Consider the following 25,099-nt stretch of genomic DNA (forward strand, 5'->3'; position numbering starts at 1 on the left):
ATCTTGCAAAAATTTATACCATATATTAGCTTCTTTTTAATTCATAATTTACTACCGTAATACCAGTATAACCTACTTGCTTTTCTTAACTTGATGCGTATGGTTTGTTGAACACTCCCAATTATGGCTTAACTTGATGCGTATGCTTATTTGGACAGAGCCCCTATTAACTCAAAAATTTATAAATCGAATCTTACCGTAATTGTTCCTGAGTGTGTGCTATATTTCTTGTGCATGTAGTAGTTGTAATCAAACTGTAATTTAATATTATTATTTTGAGCTATTACTCCGGCACCTATGTTATACCCTAGTCTTGAATTTCTTGTCATATCTACTTTTTTGATCTCTTTAGGAATATCCTGGTTACTTGTAAATGTAGCTGTTATTGCCTTATGACTTGCAAAAAAATTTCTTTCTATACTGCCTTGTAATGATGGAATTAGTTTAAGATGCGAATTAATATCTGTAGAATTTAATATTATCTTACTGCCTATAGTACAGTTGAACACCTTTCTAGATTTCCTTGAAATCTTTAACAAATAATCATATGCTCCTTGTTCCTTGTATAAATTATTCAGCATATTATAATATTTTAGACTAATGTTCGGAACTAATTGCATACCACTTGTAAAATTGTGATAATAGCTTAAATTACCTTCAATGCCCATACCACGAATATAGGATTTACCATGTCTCTGGGCATTGATTACATTTTTGATATTGCTACCTGATAGTGAACCAATTAATTGTAGAGAAACATTTCTATCTAAATCTTTTTGGTAATAAGCACTGACCATGTGTGAATTAATACGGCTTTTGCCTAGTGTTTCACTAAATCGTAAGTATGAATGAATATTGCCGTAGGCAATGCCTAATATATAGCTATCATTAAATGATATTTCTCCTCCTAGTATTATGGCTAGCATTCTTCCTGTGTAAGATGATATGCTGCTACCACTGTCTTGTTTACTAATAGCGTAACCACTATTATCCCAAATACTAAAACCTCTATTCTGCTCATCGCCCCCTGATATTGGTTGTGATTTACCATTTAATCCTATTAATCTGTTTTGGATTATTTGATAAAACATCTTTAACGCTAACATTACCTCATTATTACTTGCTCTGAACTGACTGATGCGGTCTAATATCCTGCTGCTTGGTTCTTTTAATTCATCTTTTAGATTAAGATCCTCAATGTTATTATTCCTATCAGATGATTCTAAGTTTTGATTACTGTTGTAACTACTATTTGGAGTATTATGATTATTCTGATTACCACCACTACCATCTACTGCATCTAGTTCATCTTTTAGGTTAAGACCCTCAATATCATTATTTCTATCAGATGATTCTAAGTTTTGATTACTGTTGTAACTACTATTTGGAGTATTATGATTATTCTGATTACCACCACTACCATCTACTGCATCTAGTTCATCTTTTAGGTTAAGACCCTCAATATCATTATTTCTATCAGATGGTTCTAAGTTTTGGTTACTGTTGTAACTACTATTTGGAGTATTATGATTATTCTGATTACCACCACTACCATCTACTGCATCTAGTTCATCTTTTAGGTTAAGACCCTCAATATCATTATTTCTATCAGATGGTTCTAAGTTTTGGTTACTGTTGTAACTACTATTTGGAGTATTATGATTATTCTGATTACCACCACTACCATCTACTGCATCTAGTTCATCTTTTAGGTTAAGACCCTCAATATCATTATTTCTATCAGATGGTTCTAAGTTTTGATTACTGTTGTAACTACTATTTGGAGTATTATGATTATTCTGATTACCACCACTACCATCTACTGCATCTAGTTCATCTTTTAGGTTAAGACCCTCAATATCATTATTTCTATCAGATGGTTCTAAGTTTTGGTTACTGTTGTAACTACTATTTGGAGTATTATGATTATTCTGATTACCACCACTACCATCTACTGCATCTAGTTCATCTTTTAGGTTAAGACCCTCAATATCATTATTTCTATCAGATGGTTCTAAGTTTTGGTTACTGTTGTAACTACTATTTGGAGTATTATGATTAGCGCCACTACTTACTGCATCCAATTCTAGGTTACAATCATTAAAAATATTAATTCCATTGTCTGATGATAAGTCTAAGGATGAGGTTAAAGCATCTAAATTATCTGATCTACTAGATTGAGATTTTTTAGGAGTTGAAGTAACAATATGACCTTCATCAAAATTACTACGTTTTGATATCATATCATTGATTTTTTTTAATTCTTTCTCTAATAATTCGTTTGAAGATTCATCAGAGCTTATAAGGCTTTGTTGGGATTTTTTATATAGTTTTTTTCTATCATTTAATTTTCTTAGTTCTGAATCTTCATATTCAATATCTTCCAACTCTTCTTTCCTTTTTTCTATAGCATGATTGATTGATCGTATTTTTTTATTAATGTTCTCCAGATGTGACATCCTATAATCTTTACGATCGTTTGACGTCTTTATTAAATCTTGCCTTTTTTCCGAAAGTGCTTCTATTATTCCAGTATGATCACTAAGGATATTTGTTGGGAGTGTATTGGAAGCAGCTATAACATTATTGCCAATGAATATTATAGTAATACTATAATTTGTGTATCTAAAAAATAGATATATTATTTTTTTTGAGCATAAGAGTAAATATGCATAGCTTAGAGAAAAGAAAATTATTAGTAATGCCATCTGAAATTATGAATCTAGAAGATCTTACCTGTTATGTAAAACTTGTGGGTAATTTCCCTATTACTAAACTTAAAATGAATTTACAAACTTGATTTAAATCTAAAAATATCAAACCATTTTAATGGCATTTTTAAAAGATTTCAATTATTTGATGGAGGGGAATACCTTATAAAGAAAAATCCTATTATAATGCCCCTTTAAATCGCTAATTTAGTATTACGAGTTTTAGAGGTAAGCTGTGTATAAAAAACTTTTTTGTTATTTCAGAATTTTTATAAATGATTTTTCAAACAGCAGAGTAAATTTTACAAGAAATATGTTTACTCTAAAGAACTAATAAAAGCTTCATCAAGACCGGTTACACTAGAAATTAAAGAAACATTACAACCTTGAGCTAACATTTTCTTTGCTACCTCTACTGCTTTATTATATTCCCCTTCAGCTTTTCCTTCAGCTTTTCCTTCAGCTTTTCCTTCAGCTTTTCCAATCTGGATACCTTTAGCTTCACCAATTTGGATACCTTTAGCTTCACCAACTTGTAAGCCTTCAAGAATACCTATTTCTTTCCCTTCTTGTTGCCAATGCTCTGCTAAACTTCTCATAAGCCTTGTTCCTATTTCCGGATTCAACTTTGTTGATAATAAATTCTCTAGTTTTATTTTATCATCTTGCTCTATCTTCGTCAATGTATAATATAATATCATTTCTAGATAATCATAACCTATCGTTATTTTGGTTAATTCCGGTAATATATCTGATATTTCTTGCCATCTTTTTAATAACTCCCGCTCATGTATATGCTTGAGAAAAAATTCTAATATCCCTGACCATATCCTTTGTTTAAACTCTTCATCTGGTATTTCATGGACATTCACTAATTGGTAATCATTAATCCATAATTCTCTTGCTAATTTGTTATTGGCAAATAAATCCCACAAATTCCTTGCAACATTGTATTTCTCCTGACCATTGAAAAATATCATCGGGTATATTAATGGTAAAGTCTTAGCTTTAGGATTTTGTATTAAATATCGCTCACAAATATTAATCATATATTTAAATAGCCTAAAGGCCATGAAATGATCTGCTTTTGATTGATGCTCGACAAGTAAAAATAAGTAGCCATCTTGTTTATCAAATTTGCATGAGAATAAAACATCAGAGATAGAATCTTTTAAAGAGCTTTCTACAAAAGTGGTATTTTCCATTGCTAAACTAGGAAAATCTATTAAACTTTTAATATTTGGGGGCAAATGTGCATTAAAGAATTCATGGGCAACTAGAGGATTCTCTAGTGCCTTACGAAATATCTTATCATGCTTAGCTTTCTTCTTATCCTTATCTGGATCACCCAGCAGGTTTCCTTGTTCACTCATATATTTATATTTTTTAACTTGATAAAATATTATTACACTATACTCTAAACTCTTATTCCTTGATTTAGCTTGATCTCAGATACTTGCTTTACTGCACTTCTTATTTCTTTAGCTATTTCTGAGCGTGGACTTATATACTGCATTACTTGTTTATCCCTTCCTATAGCATTTAAGTAATCTTCAGGCACTAAATGGCTTTTGCCTTGAAAATCATGTACTACTATATCACAAAATTTTTTATCACCAAGATTATAATTAGGATCAAATTTATTCTTCATTATTTGTAAATCTTTCTGTATCTTCTGCTCTATTGCTGCTATGCAAATCTTGTTACTATAAGCAGTACAAGAATCTATACCTTTTTCTCTGTAGATTTGCATAGCAGTATTGATATTTTCTGCTGTGCCAAACTTGGCTAGAGCTGTTATTTGCTGTTGCTGCAAATTATTTAGTTTATTATTATCGTTATTTGCAAATTTTGAAAATAATAATTCTATAGATTTAATTTGTGATTTGCTATCATCACTTGCTTTTAAGGATGATTTAAGTTCTGTTGCCTTACTAGTTGCTGTTAATTTTGCTATTTCAGGCTCTATAAGCTTGTCTATAGATTCTGCCCCTTGGGATTTTAACATATCGTTAAAATCACCTTTTTCTGGTGGTCGTATTATTGCTACCGTCGCTCCTTGCCTAATTAATTCTTCCTGAGCCTTAATTACAGTATTAACTGATACTGCGTCTTTGCCGTCATTATCGGCAGCAATTATTATTCTTTCTCCTTTGATAGGCTCATAGTTTCGGATGTTACTTACACCTAAACTACAAAGTATTTTGCCCTTAATACCAGCTTCTGCAATGCTTAAAGCCGTTTCTACCCCTTCTGCTATAATCGTTATATTACTAACTGAATTATTGCCATCTTTACTGATTTGTACGTTCCTGCTTTGTACGTTCTGCTGTTCGTTATTTTTATTAATCTCAACAAAAGAACCTCTGATTCTGCCAAAAGAACGTTTATTAACCTCAATATCAGCTTTATTATTTGTGTCTTTGTTTAAATAAATTGATTGTCCACCGGTAATATTACCATCTTTATTTCTAGCAAAAGCAATTAATGCAGGATAATATTGTTTGCTATTATTATCCCACATCATATTGGTTCTAAGATCGTTACTTAGTTGGTATCTTGTTAATACTTCTTTAATTCCACGATGTTCTGATAAATATCTTTTTGCTACATTATTTGGCATGACATATTTTATAGAATCTGATTTTTCATATAATTCTTCAGCTCTCTTTATCTTAGAGCCTATCAGTAAATAAAAGTTAAAGAATAAATAGTAGAAAAATAGAAGAAGAAATGTTATACAAGGTAGCAAAAAAGCAAAAGAATTATGAGCTATCCAAGTGAATTACGGGACGAAGAGTGGGAAATAATAAAAGAATATTTTGCCTATAAGAAGAAAGGAAGGAAAATAAAAATAGATAGAAGATCAATAGTAAATGCAATATTTTATCAGAGCCGTACAGGGTGTCAGTGGCGATATTTACCAAAAGAATATCCAAATTATAAAATAGTTAATGAATATTATAATAAATGGAATCGTAGAGGATTATGGCAAAAGATAAATGAAGAACTTGTTTCAAGATGCCGAGAATCAATGGGGAAAAAAAGCAAGTCCGAGAATTGGAATAATTGATTCGCAATCAATTAAGAATACGCAAAGAAGTGAAGTAAAAGGGTATGATGCCGGTAAAAAGATAAAAGGAATAAAGCGTCATATAGTAACAGATGCAAATGGTTTATTACTAGCTGTTAATGTACATTCAGCAAGTATACAAGATAGAGACGGTGCTAAAGAAAGCTTGCTTGTAGCAAAGAATAAATATCCATCAATTGAAAGATTTTTTGCAGATGGAGGCTATAGTGGTAATTTACAAAATTGGTGTTTTTTGAATACAAAATCATTGTTATCTGTAGTAAAGAGAAAATCAGAAAAATTTGAAATCTTACCGATTAGATGGATAGTAGAGCGTACTTTTGGTTGGTTAAATAATTTCAGAAGGTTAAGTAAACATTACGAACATACTGTCAAATCTGCTACTAATCAGATTTATATTGCTATGATTCGGTTAATGCTTAATAAACTGATTTGTTAACACTTATTTACTGATAGCCTCTTAGATATTTCAGCATATTTCGCTTGTTGATCTTGATTCTTAACTTTTTGGTCAAATTGCTCTCTTATCTTATCTTCTAATAACTTGCTATTGTTTGATATACCAACCATATCTTGTAAATATTTCTTAGCTTCTACAAAATCACAATTTTTTTCTCTTTGTACTAAGGTAAATAAATCTCCTCCCTCTCCTTTACTAAAATCATACCATCTGCCAGCTTTACTGCCACCTATCCTCATCACTATTTTGCCATCTTTCTCCCAGCGTAACACTTGACTATTTGATAAATGCTTGTTTGGACTGCCTAGCAAATTTCTACCTATTTCTTCCGCTTTAAATGATAATCGTTGCTTTAATTCTACTGCTTTTTGTTTATTAATAGAATTATAATCTATTTTATTCTTGGCCATAATATCCTCTTGTAACTTAACACTGATTGTTGTATCTTGTTTATTACAATTCGTAAGGTTATAAGAAGAGCTTTTTCGCTCTTCTTGGGCTTTATGGCTTGTGGCAAGATTTGTGCTAGTACTTCCTAGGATATCTGCTACTTTAGCAGGTGGCTCTAACTTCACTCTTAAGTGATAATAGTTATCATTACTGTGTAATCTATCCTTAATATCTTCTACTACCCCTTTAAACCAATTACCTACTTTATCTATAATATTAGGACTCTTATTTTTTTGATCTTGAATCGCTACTAATTCTTCTAAAGTTTTAAAATTAATGCTAGATAGCCTATTATCTATTTTGCTAAGTTGCGATATTAAACTGGCCATATTCCTGGTAGCCTTCCTATTATAGTAAAGTTTTACCTCTTCTATGTGCCTTGTCATGGCTACATAAGAATTTCTGCTATTTCCTGCTAGATTATGTAATACATAGACATCTTTAATTGAGGCTCCTTGAGCCTTATATACTGTAGATGCATAGCCATGTTTAAAGCTTACATCTTGAGGATTAAATTCTATTTCTTTGCCATTATCTGTTTTAGTGATAAATTTATCGTTACTTACTGAAGTAATTGTAGCAAATTCACCATTATCTATTTGTAAATCTTTATTAGTACTTTTAAACAAAATACGATCTCCTGCCATATAATCTTCGTACTTTTCAGATGATAGATAGTGTCTATATTCTTTACCGGTAAGCAAGCCTTTAGCTTTTAATAACTCCCTGATCCCTTGATTAATACTATCTACTTCAACATTACGCATGGTAATTATTAAACGCTCATTTAGAGCAAATTTGCTGTTACTCCAATCATTAATTAGTCTTGCCATTGATTCTTCTAGCGTATGATCAATCTTTAAACATTTATGCTGTGCAAGTAAACGCAGACCACCGGCAATATCTGATTTTGCAAAGCATGAAGCCATTTCTCTTGCCCATACTTTATTTTGTCTTCTAATGCTACTTAACTCATATGAGCCAAATTTACTAGCCAATACTGCAAACATTCCTCCTCGCTCAACGGAAGTGAGTTGTCTCTCATCTCCAGCCAGTATCAGATTACAATTGTTACTCCTTGCTACTTTTAGTAATTCTAAATAATCACTATTACCTACCATTCCTGCTTCATCTACTACTAGCGTAGTATTTCTTGGTAGATTAGCTTTACCATTATACAATTTAAATAAAAACCCTTTGACTGTATGACACTTCTGGTAGCCTTTACTTTTAAGCTCTGATGCTGCTTTATGAGTAGGAGCGAGTCCTATAATATTTTGCCCATGATTGGTGGCAATTTTATAAGCTTCAGCAAGTACTTGCGACTTACCGGTGCCGGCTCTACCTTGCAAGACCCTAATCCCTTGATTATTAATTAAAATATGCTGTAGACTTGCTCTTTGTGCTTCATTAACACTTGCAAGATTATCGATAGCACTTTTAAGCTTAATAACGTTATTAAAATGAATCTGGCTATTTACCTTATCTGCTATTCTTAGTATCCTTAATTCTTCATCCCGCACGCCTTTAGTAGTATAGTATTTAGTATCCGTGCCATCTTCATTATATAGTTTTATCAGCCTATCTGAATTTAATATTTCCCTTATTAGTTTTTGCTTTTCTGCTTCTTTTTTAATCTCTTTTACTGCTTTTTCTATATCCAATTTAGTAAAAATAGCTTGATGACGAATCATGCGATCAAGCACTCCATCTGCTCCTTTGATGATTTCAAGATGGGCAAGCCTGCATATGTTATTTTGCTCTGCTATTTCATTGATAATACTTCGCATTCTAGTAGGGCCGACATGCTGCTCAGGGCTAAAACTTATTGGGTCTACTCGGATTTCTAAACCTAACTTGGCAAAATATTTATTGATTACTTCTTTAGCTCTTTCATGAATAATTTTATCTTCAGGGATAATGAATGCTTTGCCCTTAACTTTGGCAAATTTAGGATTTAAATCTACTGCCTTAGCTCCTAATGTTTTACCATCTTCTGTAAATCTTCTGGTAGTCACAAGCACATGGGCATGCCAATTCTTTTCGTACGTCTGTGGCTGATGAATATCAACCTGAACTCCTAGGCCATTTCTTACCCACCCAATCTCTTCGATGATTTCATGAGTAATGGCTATTCTATCATCTAAATCCAATTCCTTATCATCAGGCAGTGCTATAACTATATCTTTTAATAATTGACTGTTTTTTCTTTTCTCTGTACGCTCTACCTCATTCATCAAGATCCTTGAGTCTTTGAATTTTTGATCTACGTGGCTAGGTAATAATACTGCATGGTAAACATTATCGCCTTTTTTGCTAAAATTATAAGTGATGTTAGTTCTCTCATCTTTAATAATCAGCCTGGCATTATAAGCAGCTTTCAAACAAGCATTTTTACCTTCACTCCTACTTACTATTTCTATTCTTGCAAACTGTATCGCCATGGTTTGTTAATTCTAACAATGTTCAATCCATCATTGACATTACCATGCAATCTTAAAATCATCCACTGAATCTCAAACATATGAACCAGCAAGCAAATAATAAACCTTTAGGTTTATATATTGCGTCTCTCTTTTGTTTTTGCAAACCAAGAGCTAACCTACCTCTGATGTTTTTAAATCGATCTTAACTAATAACAATTATTCTTGTTTATACTTATTTATTCTAGGTTTTGCTGGTTCAGATAGGCATGGGGAATTATTGTGATTTTTACTATGTATTTACTCTTGCACTTATGTTGAACTTTAAAAATTTAGACCTGTATCTATCAATTAGCTGATTCAGAGAAAAATTTTATCAAATTTTATTGATAACTATAAACAATTTGACTTCTCAAATTTTTTGAGCATTCATGACATGTGAGTAATTAATATGCTAATCTGATAATTACAAAATGAGGTTTACATCTATGGAAAATATGACCAAACAAAGACTAAAATTAGAACAAAAAAAAGCTAAAATTATTACTGCAGAAGCGAAGCTTAAGATTAAGGAAAGAAAAGCTAGAACACGCCACTTAATCCAAATTGGTGGCTTGATCGCCAAAGCTAAACTTGATTATTTACCTACTAACACTTTATTTGGTGCTTTACTTTCTTTAAAAAATGAATTAGTAAAATATCCAAGTAACCAAGATCAATGGACTAAAATCGGTAAAAGCGCCTTTGATAGTTCTAACTCTTAGTGCGTATGTACATAAAGCATTATATTAAATACTCTAAGAATGTCCCTAGCCAAGAGCAACTTTATATTTTTTTGTTCTTTTGTAAGTAAAGAAAATATACTTTCATCATGTTTATATATTTTCTTTTATCTTTTAAATTATCACTGAGTTTTTAAATTGTTCCCTCAGCGTTTGTAGGTTTTGTTACATGGCTCAAAAAATACTACAATTGAATTCTTACGTTAAACACAATTTTAAAATACAGGTAAAATACAATTTTTAATCATGTTCTCTTGGACCATGCAGCAAAGCTACATTTATACAGAGTGACTAAAACTAACTCATATCCATACTATCTCCAATTAGCTGTTGGATAACGTGCATTGAACTATGCACTACTGGGAAAGTATCAAACTCACTTCGTACTTCGATTAGTGATTCAGGAGTCGTTGCCTTTTTATGGAATACTGCCCAAAGCATTGCGGCTTCATCACCATCTGTTAAAGACTTAATGTTATTTGGTTGTTCTTTATAACGTGCTAATTGCTTTTCAGCATCGTTAGCTTTTGCTGTTATTGCTGTGTTCTTTAACATCTTTGGCTTTTGTGTGCCTTGGGTTTCATCAAATTTGAGTTCTATTCCTACAAACACCTTTTTACCAACTATTCCTATATCAACACGACATCCTCCACCAGATTGCATTTCTGGAACAACACTAATGCGTTCATTATTACCACCGCCGAATTGTACATCACTATAGTGGGTAAATATCCCTTGTACTATAGCTTGAAAATTATCCTCATTATTAATGGATTCCTTAAAGTCAAATAAATGTTTACTTATTTCTTTAAATAAATTTACATAATGTTGTGCATCTTTTGGTTCTATGTTAGGCTTCTTCATTACGTCTACTGCTCTACTTAATACGGTATTTAAAGACTCTGTATCAATATTTAACTCTGAAAATTGTCCTAGTAAATCCTGAGTCTTCTTGCTATTATATTCTTGTAAGTTACTATAAGAATTTACCTTAATATTTTGCCAATTTTCAAAACTACCTTTAACTGCTTTTTTGGTATTAAGTTTTAAATATATTTCTTCTATTTTTACATTTCTATGTCCTCCAATTATATTATCTATATTGGTTTTGTTAGTTTCTGGTATAGGATGTCTTACATCACCCCTAGCTACATTGAGTAATACTAATATCTTTTGTTCTGGATTCATAAATCCAAATGTTGCTATATCTCCAGATATATCTGATGCCCCTATTCTTGCATATTTAAACACATGCTTTTCCCACGATTCTTCTTTTGGTGTTGTAGCAATTAACTGCCCTAATAACAATTTCGTAGTATAATTATAGTAATTTGGAACTTCATTTGGTATAGCATAATAAATGTACTTTAATTGCTCTTCTATTTTTGTTTTGTCAGTAGTTTGTAGCGTAAAACGTAAAAAAGGTTGATGATCAATCTTTTTTGTACTTGCCTCAACCCATACTCTTTTGTCTTCTTCCAAATCACAATTTAATACTGAATAGACAACATCTTTATTGTTTGTTATCATTCTCTGTGGTCCATACCAAAATGCATCAGCATATTTTTTAGCCTGATCCTTATCTTGTTGAGAAATATCGCCTTTCCTACCTTTTTTAAGTTCAACAATCACAGGAATAGTATTGAGTGATCGCTCAGGTGAGCGTACTAATATAACAATGTCAGCAAAGCCTTCTCCTAGAGATAATTCAGTAGGCTTTGTTCGGAAGGGTATCTGTTGTTTTTTTTGACGTAATTATCCTATTTTTAGGGAAGCACATTTACCGAATGAATTCCATAAATTTATAATGTTGGAAATAATAATTGCTTCACGTTTTTGTGATGATATTTTTTTAGTTAATAGAGATGAACCAATACATCGCTTAATTCTTGAAATTTGAGCTTCAATTCGTGCCCTAATTCCATAACAGTATTTTTTATAAAATGCATAAATATTACCTTTCTTACTAATATAACCTACAACCTTATCATGCCATATGGTATTATCTTGACCATATATCTTAGCATTACGTGGAGGAGGAATTACTGGTGTAATACCACGATTACTTAATGTCTCAACTCCTTCAATACTATAGTAAGCACCATCAGCAATTACTCTATCTACCGATATATTCTCTGGTATTAAAGACTCTAACATCTCTATATCAGAAGTATGGCAATCAGTAATCTCAACATCATGAATATTTATTTCAGAATCCATAGCAATATGCATTTTCTGCCATGGCTTATTCTTACAGATTTTATTATATTTCATTGCGTACCAGCTACTAGCTGTATTGAATCGGCTTTGTTCGGAAGGGTAATAAATAGGTGTGAAGTATAGGGAGAATGATATATAATATTCTGGAATAGATAAGTTGTAAATTGAGAATGCCATACAAAGAAAGAGCAAAAACAGGTTTGCCAAGAAAAATAGATAAGCCGAAATATAAAATAACCAATTGGTCACAATATAACGAGAGTTTAAGAAAAAGAGGGATGATCAGCCTGTATTTCCCTGCAGGGGATCTAGAGTCTTTATTCATTAATACCAAACCTTACGTAGAGGGAGAATCTGGAAGGACAACGACATACCAAGTACCCTATATACAACTAATTTATACATTATATCGTTTATTTGGTTTCGGGCAGCGTCAAATAACAGGTTACTTTGAGGATCTATGGCGGAGCAAGGGTCTTGAGATTCCAGTTCCAAGTTTTGGTCATTTATGTAATTTATTTTCACAGATACCATTAGAGGTGAAACAGTTTTGCAATAAACTTGCTGGGCGTGTCAAGAATGGCGAAGCTATATCTCTGATACTAGATAGCACAGGTCTTAGATTCAATACAGCTAGTAGCTGGTACGCAATGAAATATAATAAAATCTGTAAGAATAAGCCATGGCAGAAAATGCATATTGCTATGGATTCTGAAATAAATATTCATGATGTTGAGATTACTGATTGCCATACTTCTGATATAGAGATGTTAGAGTCTTTAATACCAGAGAATATATCGGTAGATAGAGTAATTGCTGATGGTGCTTACTATAGTATTGAAGGAGTTGAGACATTAAGTAATCGTGGTATTACACCAGTAATTCCTCCTCCACGTAATGCTAAGATATATGGTCAAGATAATACCATATGGCATGATAAGGTTGTAGGTTATATTAGTAAGAAAGGTAATATTTATGCATTTTATAAAAAATACTGTTATGGAATTAGGGCACGAATTGAAGCTCAAATTTCAAGAATTAAGCGATGTATTGGTTCATCTCTATTAACTAAAAAAATATCATCACAAAAACGTGAAGCAATTATTATTTCCAACATTATAAATTTATGGAATTCATTCGGTAAATGTGCTTCCCTAAAAATAGGATAATTACGTCAAAAAAAACAACAGATACCCTTCCGAACAAAGCCACTTGAACTATGGCAATCGATTTTACAAAAAGCAGAGCATGAGGGATGGAATTATACTAAGTTTTTATCTATCCTTTTTGAACACGAAGTAGAAGCTCGTCATAGGAAAAAGATTCAAACTTATTTAAGAAAAGCTCATCTACCAGTAGGTAAATCTTTAGCTACTTTTGATTTTAGTCAGGTTCAAACTTTAAATAAAGCAAAAGTAGATGATCTAGCTTGTAATATTAGTTGGGTTAAGCGAGCCGAAAATTTATTAGTTTTTGGTCCATCCGGGGTAGGAAAAAGTCATTTAGTTGCTGCACTAGGGTATGCATTGGTAGAAAAAAATATCAGAGTACTCTTTACTTCCACCACTAAGCTTGTTCAAAATCTGCAAGCCTCTCGTCGAGATTGTCGCCTTCCGGCAGAACTTGCTAAACTTGATAAATATGATGTTATTATCCTTGATGATATAGGATATGTACGTAAGGATGAAGCTGAAACGCATGTTTTGTTCGAACTGATTGCTCAGCGATACGAATCAGGGAGTCTTATTGTTACATCTAATCAGCCTTTTAGTGAATGGGATAGTATTTTTGCTACAAACTCTATGACTGTAGCTGCTATCGATAGGCTAATTCATCATTCTACGATTCTAGAAATTAATTCTGAAAGTTATAGGAGAAAACATGCTTTTAAACAAACTTAATACTTACAGAAAAACAATTATAAAATCAAGTATGACACAAATTTAACGTTGTTATATCTAGAATTTAAACCCAAGTAAATATTCTAATATTATAAAACATTAACAAAAAGGAGGCTTATTTATGCAAACTTATCCACCCTCTTACCGGCAAACTTAGCTGTCATCCCCAGGCAATAAATTTTGTCGTTGCATAACTATCACCGCATTTAAGCAATATTTACTTAAATGAAGTAGATAAAATGCTAGAAAGAGCAAAGGAAGTGAGTAAGCTAAGAGATGGCTATGACCATATAGAGTACGTTAGATGGGCTGATGATCTGATCATACTAATTGATGGCTATAGAAAATGGCAGTGGTTAGAGAGAGCGATCAATATAAGGCTAAGACAAGAATTGTTGAAAATAAAGGTTGAACTAAACGAAGAGAAAACAAAGACAGTTGATCTAAAGAATGGTGAAACATTTAGCTTTCTGGGATTTGATTTTAGACGAGCGAAAACTAAGCAAGGTAAAATTGGAATCCAGAAGACGCCTAGAATGAGAGCACGAACTGCCCTGCTAGCAAAACTAAAAGAGATATTCCGCAAGTTTATATCGCAACCAGTTGATAGAGTAACATACCTTATCAACCCGATATTACGAGGTTGGATAAACTACTTTAGGATTGGTAACTCTAGCCGTTGTTTTGGATATGTAAGAGACTGGGTAGAGAAGAAAGTAAGACGCCATTTAATGAAATCACGAGGATTGAAAGGCTTCGGCTGGGAAAGGTGGAGTAGGAGAGATTTGTATGAGAAGATGGGATTATATAACGATTACCAAATTCGATATTACAGACCTTTGAAAGCAATAACAGCGGATAGGTCATAGGCAATGATAAGAAGTTATCAGGAAAGCGTAATACGGGAAATCTGTACGTTACGTTTGACGAGGCGGGTGATGGAAACGGGGATAACAAAAGCTACCGTGCCATTGCTCGACCCTACCTTTGGGAGGAAAGCACGCTAAGTGCCTACCTACCCGCTCTTCTTTGTTTATGCAACAAGTACCAACCTCCTTATTTATTCCTTTTTTACATAGCTGATAAATAACGATCATCTTTATTTGTTTTTATTGATCTTAGTTTGCTGGTTCAGTTAGGTATGGGGATATTTTGATTTTGAATGGTTTTCTATTTCAGCACTATGCCAAGACTTTGCAAGCTTAAAAATTGTATCCAACATTGATCTATTCAAGAAAAAATTTGCAGAATTTCTGAGCACTTAATAATTATAAAGTTGACTTCCATAATTTATTGATGATTCATGATTATTATAACAATCAAAAATGAAAACTATTTATATGGATAACGTCATAAAACGTAGATTAAAATTGCAGCAAAAAAAAGCTAAAATTATTACTGAAGAAGCAAGACTTAAAATTCAAGAAAGAAAAGCTCGTACCCGTCGTTTGATAGAAATGGGTGGGTTAGTTGTTAAAGCCAAGCTCGACTGTTTACCACCTAATAGTTTACTAGGGGCATTGGTTTTTCTAAAAAACGAATTAATGCAACATCCAAATATTCAAGATCAATGGACCAAAACTGGCAAAAATGTTTTTGATAACCAAATGCCTTAATCTTTGCTCATTTCACTAAAGAAATAGGGAAAAATTTAATAATCTGTTTGCTAATAAGATGCTAAAATTATAATTGCAAAATTTGTGTTGATAAAATCTAAATTGTATTTATTGCTTTTTGGAATAATTCTAAATTTACTTAACGTAGCATTAAATTCAGAATATTTATAAAGATTAATGGTGTTAGGGTGTTTATATAATTAATAGTGAAGATTCTTAATTTACTACTATGAAATTAATGATAATACTGAATAAGTATAGTATAGTAATTGAGTAGGTTTTAAAAACTACAGAAAAAATAAATAAAAAAAGTCATTGTGTTAAAGTTTAAGAATAACTAAAGTAATAATAGAGGTTTTTGTATTTACTGTAAGCTAATACAAAAATCCATAAGATGTCATGTAGTTTTATGATCAAAAAAATGAATAGGAGAAAATTTTATGCGTTCTGATCAAGTTAAAGAAGGGTTAGTGGCTTCTGTTAATCCGAATGATCCTTATAAAGGGTCTAAACAGCTACAAATAGAGAATTGGTGTCATTTATATGGTGCTCCTTTACTGAAGACAAGTTTTTCAAATAAGTTAGATTTTATTGCCCAAGTAATTAATGATGATGCTTGTTGGGAAAAAGTAGATAGTTTAGAACAAGTAAAACTCAATAGAAATGAAGTAGGTAGGAGATTACTTGCAGAAAAGACTCCAGATGGTAAAGAAAACCCTTTTGATAATTTTCAAAAATATAGGGTAGCCTGCTGGTGCTGTTTTGAAGATGATATTCGCAAGTTATTTGATGAGGCTCAATCTGATCGTGCTTGGCCGGCATCTATAGAATCTATACTAGATAGTACATATTCACGTGCGGGAGGGTTAGTATCCTTTTGGTCACATTTTATTACTGGTTATACAGACAAGTTTAAAAATAAGTTAAAACTTGCAGGAGATAATTTAGATATGCATGGTTATGAATGTGCAATGATGGGGAAACATGTACAAGCATTAGAGTTTTTTTGGAATAAATTGCAACCGGTATTATCTGCAGAGCAAAAAGAAGAACTATTAATAAACACGGCTATTTACTATGAGCTATTTAGTGGCAGAGCTAATGTAGATATGATTGATTTTTGTCTGCATCGTCTTGATGTCGATAAATATCCTGAGTTGTTAAAAAGGGACATTGAAAAGAATGGTCATTATTCTATTTTTACAGAACTAAGAGGTAATTATTATTTTGACCGTGCTCAAAAATTATTTACATATTTAAAACCAGAAGATTTATCCAATGATCAATATGATACATTAATATCCGTATCATTAACCAGAATCTCTTCAGCACCTGATAGTAGTTTTGTAAAAGCTGGCTATGATATGCTGAGTGTTATGTGGAATATGCCCGGATTTGAAGAGCATAAACAAAAGTTTTTACATGAACTAAGCTATAGTTTTGTTGCTGCAGGTAGTATAGCAAAACTCATTACAGCAGATAAATACTCAGAGATATTATCAGAAATAGTTGGCTCTCTTAACTTAGAACAAGTACAAAATCTTAAAAAACACCAATGGATTTATGATATTTTCATAAAAAATAATCTATTTAACAGTAGTTTTAATTACTTAGTTGATACTAAGCAACAAGAAGAAGGGACAGGAGATGTTGCTGTATTAGGGGCTAATTCTACTGGCATATTTACATTATTAGATGAGCATGGAGCAGGAGAATTAAGTTAATAAAGTATAAAGAAATTTTTAGTCAATCAATAAAGATAAAAGTTTATGTAATAAGTATTTATGAGGTTTATTATGCCTAATATAAATCCTTTAAAGGAAAAACCACAAGAATTTGAGTTAATAGAACTACTTTTTCCAGATATTGCTAAAAGTAGTATACCTCAAAATCCACCACTTGATTATTCTTTTCAAGCAAGATTTCAGTCATTTATAAATCAGATTCCTTCTTACTTACATTCTAGTATAAAAGAAGGTTTTTTTCCTCATTTTTTCTTAGGAAGTTTTTCTACATTATTAGATACTCGACTTGGTGTACAAAAAATTGGAATAACAAGTCTTTATTTCCGTTTTGATAGTGCAAAAACTTTAAAGGTAGTGGTAGAAATAGAAAAAAAAGTAAATGTTTTTATCTTTACTGAAGAAGGCAACAAAAAATATACATCTGAACAATTACGTACACGGAAACTTGAATTTACTACAGATGAATTAGACGAGATAAATAATTTAAGAGCAAACAATAAACAAAGTAAACTAAAAGAAAAAGACATTAAAATTCAATTAATAAAGATTAATAAATCCACAGGAGAAAACAAAATCACAGTCGAAATAGATAATAATATACCAATAAAACATGATGCAGGTCCTGCTCCTGTTAAGTTTCCATTTCAAAAAATAACTAAGAAAAGAGCAGGAGACGATTATCTAGAAAATGATATAGCTAAGCTTGCTAGTTCAGATACAGATCAAGTAAGAAATATCTTTGAAAAAATCTTAACCCACATTAAAGATACCCACACTGCTTTAAGTTTGTCAAAAGATGTTTATGGGAGTCAAGCACGAGAAGCTGATCATCATGGGTTTGTAGCTGGTGTATTTGATAATTTTAGGTATCGCGAAAATACCCGTATCTATTTAGAACAATTTGCAGGTAGAGGATATGCTGATATAATTTTATTAGTTCGTGGTCCTGATCGAGCAACAAATTCTATTCCTATCATTATTGAACTTAAGGCAGGAATTACAGGACAAATAGGATCTAGTGATGCTCTTAAACAAGCAAAAGATTACACTAAGGGATTCCAACCTAATACTATGAGGATTCTAACTATTCCAGATAATATTCTTTGTGCTGGTATGAACTTGGATAGTACAGCCTCATCATTTATACAAATGGAATTGGTAAAACGTGATGTAGAAATAACTCCTTTAGTACAGGGAATACTAGATTCTACACGAGAATGGGAAGTTAGGGATCAAATTACTCGAGAAAAAGATAAGAGCGTTTTTCAAGATAAAATCAAAGAGTACTTAGAAAATACTTATCATACCTTTCCAGGCACAGGAGAAAAAAGTGAGAATCATTACTTTAGCAGGTTTCTACTTGGACAATCGATATTATTAGAAGACGATAAATATACAAAACATATTTTTATCTATAATAAGGATGATATTGTAGCAACTGAAGAACTAAAAGTGTTGGATTCTCAGGCAACAAGAGTGCAACCTGGACGTATAGCCAAAGATAAGACTAAAGATAGTCAACAAACTGATCTCAAAGGAGATAAGAGTCATGCCATTACAACAGTGTTGTTTATCCCATCTAGTCAAAAAGACTCTGTTATTTTATTAAATATTATAGAAACTAATAGAGATGTGCAGCTAAAAAAGATTCCATTAAATCAAGCATTAATTGGTGATAGGAAAATTATTCAACTGGATTTACATTTTAGAATAGATAAAAAGCAATTTGAAGAATATTGTAATATAAAAATAATTGATCTTTATCCTTCTCTAAAATCATATAATGATGCTTATAATGAAGAATCTAAGGGAGATTTTACAAAGATTACTTACCCTGATAAGCTAAAAGAAAAGTTCGTTGATGCTCTAAATTCTCAGTTACAGGCTAATATTTCATCAGATAAATATAATAATTTATTAAAGAAAATCGGGGAAGGGATTAATCCTATTAAATCATTCATTAGTAAAGAAGCACATTTTCAAGCAATATTACATGGAGCATTTAGTCATTATAGTGATATAAAATTAGCAGGAGAAGAAAAAACCAGAGAGTTAGTATTAACAGAATTTCAAACAGGAGCTGGTGGTAGAATAGACATGTTAATTCAAGGTATTGGAGCTTCTGTTCAAGGTACTAAAGAGTACACGCCTGTAGGACTAGAATTAAAATATGATGACTCAATTAAATTAACTCACACACAGGAAAATAATCTATTAAAAATAACAGACATAGCAGAAAAAATACAAAAAGAACAAGAATTTTTAAATGATAAAGGAAAAAAAGTAGTAAAAAACTTAGTTGACGAACAAGTCAACAGATACTCCCAAGGAGCAGCTTTAAAGGCGATAACAGATAGTGATAAAATAGTTATAATGGGAGCTGTGTTTAATGCTCAAGCTAGGAATGCTGATTCTTTGTTATTAACAAGTGATTCATTTACTTCTGCTATAGTAGTGCATAGTTCTACTACTGTTGCTGATCCTAATGTAGTAGCTGGGCTGTCAAAATTATGTTTAGGTGCTGGAAGAACAAAAAGGAGTATTAATGATTGTTTGTATTCATGGGATGATGTAGATAATTTTAATGTAAACAAAAAAGCACCAAGAGATTTAGATCAGATTATGATTGATAGTAAGAAATTTCTGGAGTATACCAAAAATATTCAAGATAATAATAAAAATTCTCAACTATTAGAATTAGCTAAAGAAAGAATTGCAGCAGGTGATAACAATATTAATATTATTGGTGAGTACAAGTATTTATTGAATGATGTTATTCAAGATGGAGGATATAATAGTTATATTCAAAATGAGCGCATTAAAGATTTATCACATGATTTTTCAAAGAGTGATGCTCCAAAAATCAATCCTAAATTAAAGCAAGGGCTATTAAATGCTGCAGGTAAAGTTCAATTAATAAGAGGAATACATAGTACTATTGCTACTTGTCAAGATGGAAGTGAAGGATATTGTGCATTAAGTGTGACTGGGTTGAGTTATTCTTTTCTATCACAACCAATTGAGCATATAATGGTAAAGATTACACCTAAAATTGTCAATACAGCTGCAAATACTGCTGGCAAGTTTGTACCACGTGTTTTAGGTTATAATACAAAGTTCGTTATCCAAATAGGAGGAATGAAATATGGTGCAAAAATAGCAAAAGGTACAGCAGGAGCATTAGCAGGAGTATTTGATATTATTGATATAGCAATGTCATCCAATACTTTAGTACAATGTGCTAATAAAAAAGGCAGTAATGATCCGTGTAGTGATAAAGACATAAGAGATAACATAGCATCTATAACTTTTTCTAGCGTTTCTTTTTTTTCTGGTATTGGATTAACTGTTGCGGGTGCTGGACCATTAGCTATAGGAGTTGGTTTTGGATTAATGGTAGGTTATGGAATATATAGTGGCATTAGTAATATTATAGAATATGAAGAAAAGTATGATACTACACATTCGGAGAATTGGAGTATCTTTTGGCGTACTATGTTGTTGCAAGATATGGCACAAGACATAAAAAATTTAAAATTTAGAACAGAAGCAGTTAACAATATAGTTCAAAATGCTTGGAAAACTTTATCAGCTAGTCCTAATGATGTGGTTGCTTATGCTACAGGATTAGGAAAGATAGAATATCAACCTAAAAACTGCAAAAATAAAGAAGTATGTCATGCGTATTATATTGCAATATCATGCCATACAATATCTTACTGTGACTATATATCTACTATTAGTGGTAGTTCTGCAACTATTCATATGCATGAGAAAAACGCTAATACAAAACATCTTTCGCGTGTCTTACCTCACCCTATACAGAATTCTACAATGATTTGTTTACCAGAAATTACTGATGCAGATTATGAGAAAGGTGTTACAAAATCAGTTCCAACAGCTGTACATCATTGTGATAATGCGGTAGTTATGGTTCATAATCAGAGGAAAGCATCAAAAAACAATGATCAATGGATTATCTATGATCTAAGATATATAAATACAGGAACAATAATTGGAAGTGATAAATTACACAATGTTTTTTTGCTTTCTGAGGGGAATACAAAAATACTTGGTGGAAATGACACAACTAATCAGTTTATTTTTATAAGTGATAAATTTTTAGGTCCGCTTTCTTTGGGTAGCAATTCTACTAATATACTTAGTACAGAACAACTAACAAATGAAGTTACAGATTTTAAGATCACTAACACTTACTCATTGAATACAGGATTCTCGCAAGTAATATTAAATGATCGTAGTTTTGCAGTACACTATTTTAGATATGATGATGCTAGACTTCACTATATTGGAAGAAAAAATAAAGTAGATAATATTGTTTGTGAACCATTTCATCTTACAAACATTCATTATTCAGGAGAATATCATATACCTGCTCCTCATATTTTTATAGATAGTGGTGGAGGTTATAGTCATGGCAAAGAAGATTTAATCACTGGTTGTAATAAAGTAAATATTTATCCATATACTAAGGTTGCAGGTTATTATAGTACTTATACCTTTTTTGTCAAGACTCAGGGATATGAAAACCAGGTTTCAAGTTCAACAATTAATGTACATGGAAACGGTACTATCATTTTTTCCAAAATTAGTTTGTTAAAAGATTGTGATCAAATAACTTATTCTCCAATAAATAATACCATATCCTTCAGGATACCGTTGAGTCAAAATGGTACATTCACTCTTGACGTTAAAAACTATCTTGATAGGAACAACAATACTAACTTTGTATTGATAGATAAGCATGGTAGTAATATTGTTCCTAAGCTAGATAGTAATTCTACTATTGTTAGTAAATTTGAACTGCATGCAGGACACTCTCTTGATAATTTAAGCATTGCTAAAGATTACTATAGAAACATTTCATATACAGAAAAAGATTATAAAATTTTCGGTGTTATTAGTAGTGCATTAGAAAATGATCATAAAGTATCCTATAAGATGGTTATTGGTTCTTCTGGAGTTGATGTTATTAATCTTGATAAACAAACTGTATTTGCTGAAGGTGGAGAAGGACAGGATGTGTATATAGCCAGTAATGCACCAGGTGAAACTGCAGTAAATATTGATAATAGATCAGAAGATAAAAAACTCGATATTTTAAGTGTACAATCTATTGATGATGTTTCATTAGAACAAAAAGATGATAATTTAAGTTTATTAATTGAGAAAAAAGTTAATCATACTACTACTGAAAGAGATAATATTATAATAGAGAATTACTTTTTAGGTAATGAGTATAAACATTTAATATTAGTGGATCAAAGTAAAAATTCTTTTATACCTTTTGATGAGGATGTTAGATTGGTACCTTTTTATCATGCTAGCAGTAATAGAAATGTATTTATACTGCCAGTCAGTATTAAGCAAGTTGTAGTGGATAGTAATTTAGAAAATATAGAATTCTGCAGAAATAATAATGATCTATTATTATTAGAAAAAGACATAGGTGAAAATCCTAATCCTTTGGTTGTAATACTTAAAGATTTTTATTCTGATACTCTTAAATGGCAAGATTTTAAACTATATTCATATAGCAATGGTAGTATAAATTATAAATATAGTACTAATTTATTACAAGAATACCCTAAAGCTTTAGATTATAAAAAATATAATTATGAAAAAATTGTAAAAGAATATGTTGTAGATTTTGGTAAATCCCTTGAAATTAATCATAATCAGAAATTAGTAAATAACACCTTAATTTCTATAGAATCAGATGCACAACGTATAGGGGTGATGTTATTAAAAAATGTGCTACCTGAACAAATTAAAGTTCATATTATAGATCAAGATTTAATATTTACTGATAAAAATTCTAATAATTTTATTAAAATAAAAAATTGGTGTATTAATGAAAATTATAGAATATCTACACTAGAATTTGATTTAGGTTTAGATCCAATAAAAATTCAAAGGTTAGATAAAAACAACTGTTCTACCTCGTATTTAGAGAATAACATTTCTAACGCTTCGCAATTATATAAATTAAATAAAGAACTAGAATCTGTGATAGATTATGATATAGAACATGTTTTAAGATGTGTAATGTCAATTAATAGCTTCGATATCACCGAAGCTTACGCGATCCTAGGCTTTACTTCAGTGCAAGATGAGATTAATTTTATTGAAGATTGTGATTTTAAAGAATTTACTAGATTAAAAAGTCATATTAATAATAGTTTATTGTCTAAATATCAAGATAAATTATTATATAACGTACAATTACAAAACTATTCTTTAGATAAGACAACACAATATAGTAATATAATAAATCAGCAACTTTTTCCTGATAACGTTGTTAATAGAATAATGAAAACAATCAATCATGTTCAGAATCCAGTCGAATATGTAAAAAATAGAGATGGTTATAACATTACGATTAATAAAGTTGAGGATAATACTATTATAGATTTATGTTCTTTATCAAAACAAATAAAAGAAAGTTTATATAAAGAATTACAATCTGAGATTGTGGAGTCTGGTAATGATATATTAATGAAATTATTCTATTATAAAGATGGGGGAAGAGTATCTCCACTTACAAATGGAGAAATATATCTTTTTCCACCAGATAAAAACTATATAGCAACAATAAAATTAAAAGAAGCATTAAACCAAGATTGGTATAAGAGATTGGAAATATATTTAAATGATATAGCTATAAGGATCAGTTATAATAGCGAAGGACTATTTTTTGTTCAAGTGCCTTTGATTATGAATGCTAATAAGAATGTTATTATTATTACAGAAAAGGAGATAGAATGGAAAATGCAGTGGACCATGCTACAGACTGCTCAAAATAGCATTATAGATTATGTATCTAATTCTAGCACAGAAAACAGTGTAATATATGATCGTTATCGTCGTGAGATTGCTGAGGGAAACGAAACAGAAAATATCAGTGATCATGTAATAAGTAATGCCGCTAGTAGTATGTTATCACCAATAAATAATATGATTAATTGGCTAAAAAGTAAAAGCACTGGGATATTATTAAGCGTGCTAAATCCAATTAATAAAATAAACTGGTTTACTGCAAAAAATATTAAGACTGCATCTATAGATGCAGAACAGACAGCTGATAGTAGTACAAATAGTACCACTAAGAATTCAGCATCAATTAAATGATAGTTTAACATTAGCTGATTTAATAATAAGAAAAATTACAAAAGTAAAACCTTATATTACAAAAGAAGAACCGCTTAATTTATTAGAAGTACAAGCTCATGTCCTTAATATTATAGCAGGATTTGAGGAAATATTAGAGGAATATGCCCAAGAAAAAGATATCTTAATGGCAGAATTAGAATTTGACCCTATAACTCTACAAACGCAATTAATCAGCGAAATAGTCAATGGTAATCATAGTAATATAGTGGAAATATTATCTAAATCTTTAGAAAAAACTCAGCTAGCTACTAAGGCTACTGAACTAAAAAACCACTTGCAAGATAAAATCACAGTAATGCTAAAAAAACAACAAGATATGTTGTTAGCAAATGAGCCATTAATTGACAATAGGCAAAATAATCAATTCAATAATCAATCAAAGATAGAAAACACAGATATAGTGTATAATATTGCCGAGATAGAAAATTATGCTAATGTAACTACTAACTGTCAGCCGGATGTTGGCTTGATTGGATAAGGGAAAAGCTTGGTAACTGATAGTC

Annotated in this window: 15 protein-coding genes and 2 pseudogenes; 11 read left to right on the plus strand and 6 right to left on the minus strand. The window is 31.2% G+C overall.

Annotated elements, in window-relative coordinates; genetic code table 11:
* Positions 1-179: 179 nt before the first annotated feature.
* On the minus strand, positions 180-2,459 hold the full coding sequence (locus AAGD64_RS03550) for an autotransporter domain-containing protein (RefSeq protein ID WP_341793883.1): 2,280 nt from the start codon (positions 2,457-2,459) through the stop codon (positions 180-182).
* 203 nt (positions 2,460-2,662) lie between these two features.
* Between AAGD64_RS03550 and AAGD64_RS03555 the strand changes: the two are divergent.
* Positions 2,663-2,800: pseudogene (locus tag AAGD64_RS03555) on the plus strand (type IV secretion system DNA-binding domain-containing protein); the annotation flags it as partial.
* A gap of 228 nt (positions 2,801-3,028) precedes the next feature.
* On the opposite strand, the gene AAGD64_RS03560 reads toward AAGD64_RS03555, so the two are convergent.
* Together AAGD64_RS03560 and AAGD64_RS03565 are read right to left on the minus strand one after the other, a co-directional pair.
* On the minus strand, positions 3,029-4,084 hold the full coding sequence (locus tag AAGD64_RS03560; RefSeq protein WP_341793884.1) for an Rpn family recombination-promoting nuclease/putative transposase: 1,056 nt from the start codon (positions 4,082-4,084) through the stop codon (positions 3,029-3,031).
* A gap of 44 nt (positions 4,085-4,128) precedes the next feature.
* Positions 4,129-5,391, minus strand: a pseudogene (locus tag AAGD64_RS03565) (toprim domain-containing protein); the annotation flags it as partial.
* 87 nt (positions 5,392-5,478) lie between these two features.
* Here AAGD64_RS03565 and AAGD64_RS03570 point away from each other — a divergent pair.
* Both AAGD64_RS03570 and AAGD64_RS03575 read left to right on the plus strand, forming a co-directional pair.
* Positions 5,479-5,784: a transposase gene (locus AAGD64_RS03570; protein WP_341793514.1), complete on the plus strand. Its 306-nt coding sequence runs from the start codon at positions 5,479-5,481 to the stop codon at positions 5,782-5,784.
* Complete coding sequence (locus AAGD64_RS03575) at positions 5,714-6,244, plus strand: IS5 family transposase (protein ID WP_341793515.1); 531 nt, start codon at positions 5,714-5,716, stop codon at positions 6,242-6,244. The genes AAGD64_RS03570 and AAGD64_RS03575 overlap by 71 nt, the downstream gene beginning before the upstream one ends.
* Here the strand turns inward: AAGD64_RS03575 and AAGD64_RS03580 are convergent.
* Positions 6,241-9,159 carry an AAA family ATPase gene (locus tag AAGD64_RS03580; RefSeq protein WP_341793885.1) on the minus strand — a complete coding sequence of 973 codons (2,919 nt, stop codon included), beginning with the start codon at positions 9,157-9,159 and terminating at the stop codon, positions 6,241-6,243. The genes AAGD64_RS03575 and AAGD64_RS03580 overlap by 4 nt on opposite strands.
* A 467-nt stretch (positions 9,160-9,626) precedes the next feature.
* Between AAGD64_RS03580 and AAGD64_RS03585 the strand changes: the two genes are divergently transcribed.
* The gene (locus AAGD64_RS03585; protein WP_341793886.1) at positions 9,627-9,902 is read left to right on the plus strand and encodes a conjugal transfer protein TraD; all 276 of its coding nucleotides are present in this window, start codon (positions 9,627-9,629) and stop codon (positions 9,900-9,902) included.
* Between the two features lie 315 nt (positions 9,903-10,217).
* Here AAGD64_RS03585 and AAGD64_RS03590 read toward each other — a convergent pair whose 3' ends face one another.
* Entirely contained in the window at positions 10,218-11,552 is a 1,335-nt protein-coding gene (locus AAGD64_RS03590) for a hypothetical protein (RefSeq protein WP_341793887.1), read from the minus strand.
* Positions 11,553-11,675: 123 nt separating this feature from the next.
* Entirely contained in the window at positions 11,676-12,194 is a 519-nt protein-coding gene (locus AAGD64_RS03595; protein WP_341793888.1) for a transposase, read from the minus strand.
* A gap of 116 nt (positions 12,195-12,310) precedes the next feature.
* Here AAGD64_RS03595 and AAGD64_RS03600 point away from each other — a divergent pair, with 116 nt between their 5' ends.
* From AAGD64_RS03600 to AAGD64_RS03630, 7 genes are all read left to right on the plus strand, one after another.
* Positions 12,311-13,309 carry an IS5 family transposase gene (locus AAGD64_RS03600; RefSeq protein WP_341793889.1) on the plus strand — a complete coding sequence of 333 codons (999 nt, stop codon included), beginning with the start codon at positions 12,311-12,313 and terminating at the stop codon, positions 13,307-13,309.
* 60 nt (positions 13,310-13,369) lie between these two features.
* A complete protein-coding gene (istB, locus tag AAGD64_RS03605; protein ID WP_341794149.1) occupies positions 13,370-14,041 on the plus strand; it encodes an IS21-like element helper ATPase IstB in 672 nt (223 codons plus the stop codon).
* Positions 14,042-14,280: 239 nt separating this feature from the next.
* On the plus strand, positions 14,281-14,910 hold the full coding sequence (locus AAGD64_RS03610) for a group II intron maturase-specific domain-containing protein (RefSeq protein ID WP_341793890.1): 630 nt from the start codon (positions 14,281-14,283) through the stop codon (positions 14,908-14,910).
* A 471-nt stretch (positions 14,911-15,381) separates the two neighbouring features.
* Positions 15,382-15,657: a conjugal transfer protein TraD gene (locus tag AAGD64_RS03615; protein WP_341793891.1), complete on the plus strand. Its 276-nt coding sequence runs from the start codon at positions 15,382-15,384 to the stop codon at positions 15,655-15,657.
* Positions 15,658-16,097: 440 nt separating this feature from the next.
* The gene (locus tag AAGD64_RS03620) at positions 16,098-17,381 is read left to right on the plus strand and encodes a hypothetical protein (RefSeq protein ID WP_341793892.1); all 1,284 of its coding nucleotides are present in this window, start codon (positions 16,098-16,100) and stop codon (positions 17,379-17,381) included.
* A gap of 72 nt (positions 17,382-17,453) precedes the next feature.
* Positions 17,454-24,554: a hypothetical protein gene (locus tag AAGD64_RS03625; protein ID WP_341793893.1), complete on the plus strand. Its 7,101-nt coding sequence runs from the start codon at positions 17,454-17,456 to the stop codon at positions 24,552-24,554.
* Positions 24,490-25,074: a hypothetical protein gene (locus AAGD64_RS03630; RefSeq protein WP_341793894.1), complete on the plus strand. Its 585-nt coding sequence runs from the start codon at positions 24,490-24,492 to the stop codon at positions 25,072-25,074. Before AAGD64_RS03625 ends, AAGD64_RS03630 begins: the two co-directional genes overlap by 65 nt.
* Positions 25,075-25,099 lie beyond the last annotated feature (25 nt).

The sequence above is a fragment of the Rickettsia endosymbiont of Ceutorhynchus obstrictus genome (genome assembly GCF_964026565.1).
Classification (GTDB): domain Bacteria; phylum Pseudomonadota; class Alphaproteobacteria; order Rickettsiales; family Rickettsiaceae; genus Rickettsia.

Bases quoted from the DNA above. Each gene is read 5' to 3' on its own strand.
- AAGD64_RS03550 (WP_341793883.1), bottom strand. From the start codon at position 2,459: ATGTCACATCTGGAGAACATTAATAAAAAAATACGATCAATCAATCAT.
- AAGD64_RS03560 (WP_341793884.1), bottom strand. From the start codon at position 4,084: ATGAGTGAACAAGGAAACCTGCTGGGTGATCCAGATAAGGATAAGAAG.
- AAGD64_RS03570 (WP_341793514.1), top strand. From the start codon at position 5,479: ATGAGCTATCCAAGTGAATTACGGGACGAAGAGTGGGAAATAATAAAA.
- AAGD64_RS03575 (WP_341793515.1), top strand. From the start codon at position 5,714: ATGAAGAACTTGTTTCAAGATGCCGAGAATCAATGGGGAAAAAAAGCA.
- AAGD64_RS03580 (WP_341793885.1), bottom strand. From the start codon at position 9,159: ATGGCGATACAGTTTGCAAGAATAGAAATAGTAAGTAGGAGTGAAGGT.
- AAGD64_RS03585 (WP_341793886.1), top strand. From the start codon at position 9,627: ATGGAAAATATGACCAAACAAAGACTAAAATTAGAACAAAAAAAAGCT.
- AAGD64_RS03595 (WP_341793888.1), bottom strand. From the start codon at position 12,194: ATGAAATATAATAAAATCTGTAAGAATAAGCCATGGCAGAAAATGCAT.
- AAGD64_RS03600 (WP_341793889.1), top strand. From the start codon at position 12,311: ATGCCATACAAAGAAAGAGCAAAAACAGGTTTGCCAAGAAAAATAGAT.
- AAGD64_RS03610 (WP_341793890.1), top strand. From the start codon at position 14,281: ATGCTAGAAAGAGCAAAGGAAGTGAGTAAGCTAAGAGATGGCTATGAC.
- AAGD64_RS03615 (WP_341793891.1), top strand. From the start codon at position 15,382: ATGGATAACGTCATAAAACGTAGATTAAAATTGCAGCAAAAAAAAGCT.
- AAGD64_RS03620 (WP_341793892.1), top strand. From the start codon at position 16,098: ATGCGTTCTGATCAAGTTAAAGAAGGGTTAGTGGCTTCTGTTAATCCG.
- AAGD64_RS03625 (WP_341793893.1), top strand. From the start codon at position 17,454: ATGCCTAATATAAATCCTTTAAAGGAAAAACCACAAGAATTTGAGTTA.
- AAGD64_RS03630 (WP_341793894.1), top strand. From the start codon at position 24,490: ATGCAGAACAGACAGCTGATAGTAGTACAAATAGTACCACTAAGAATT.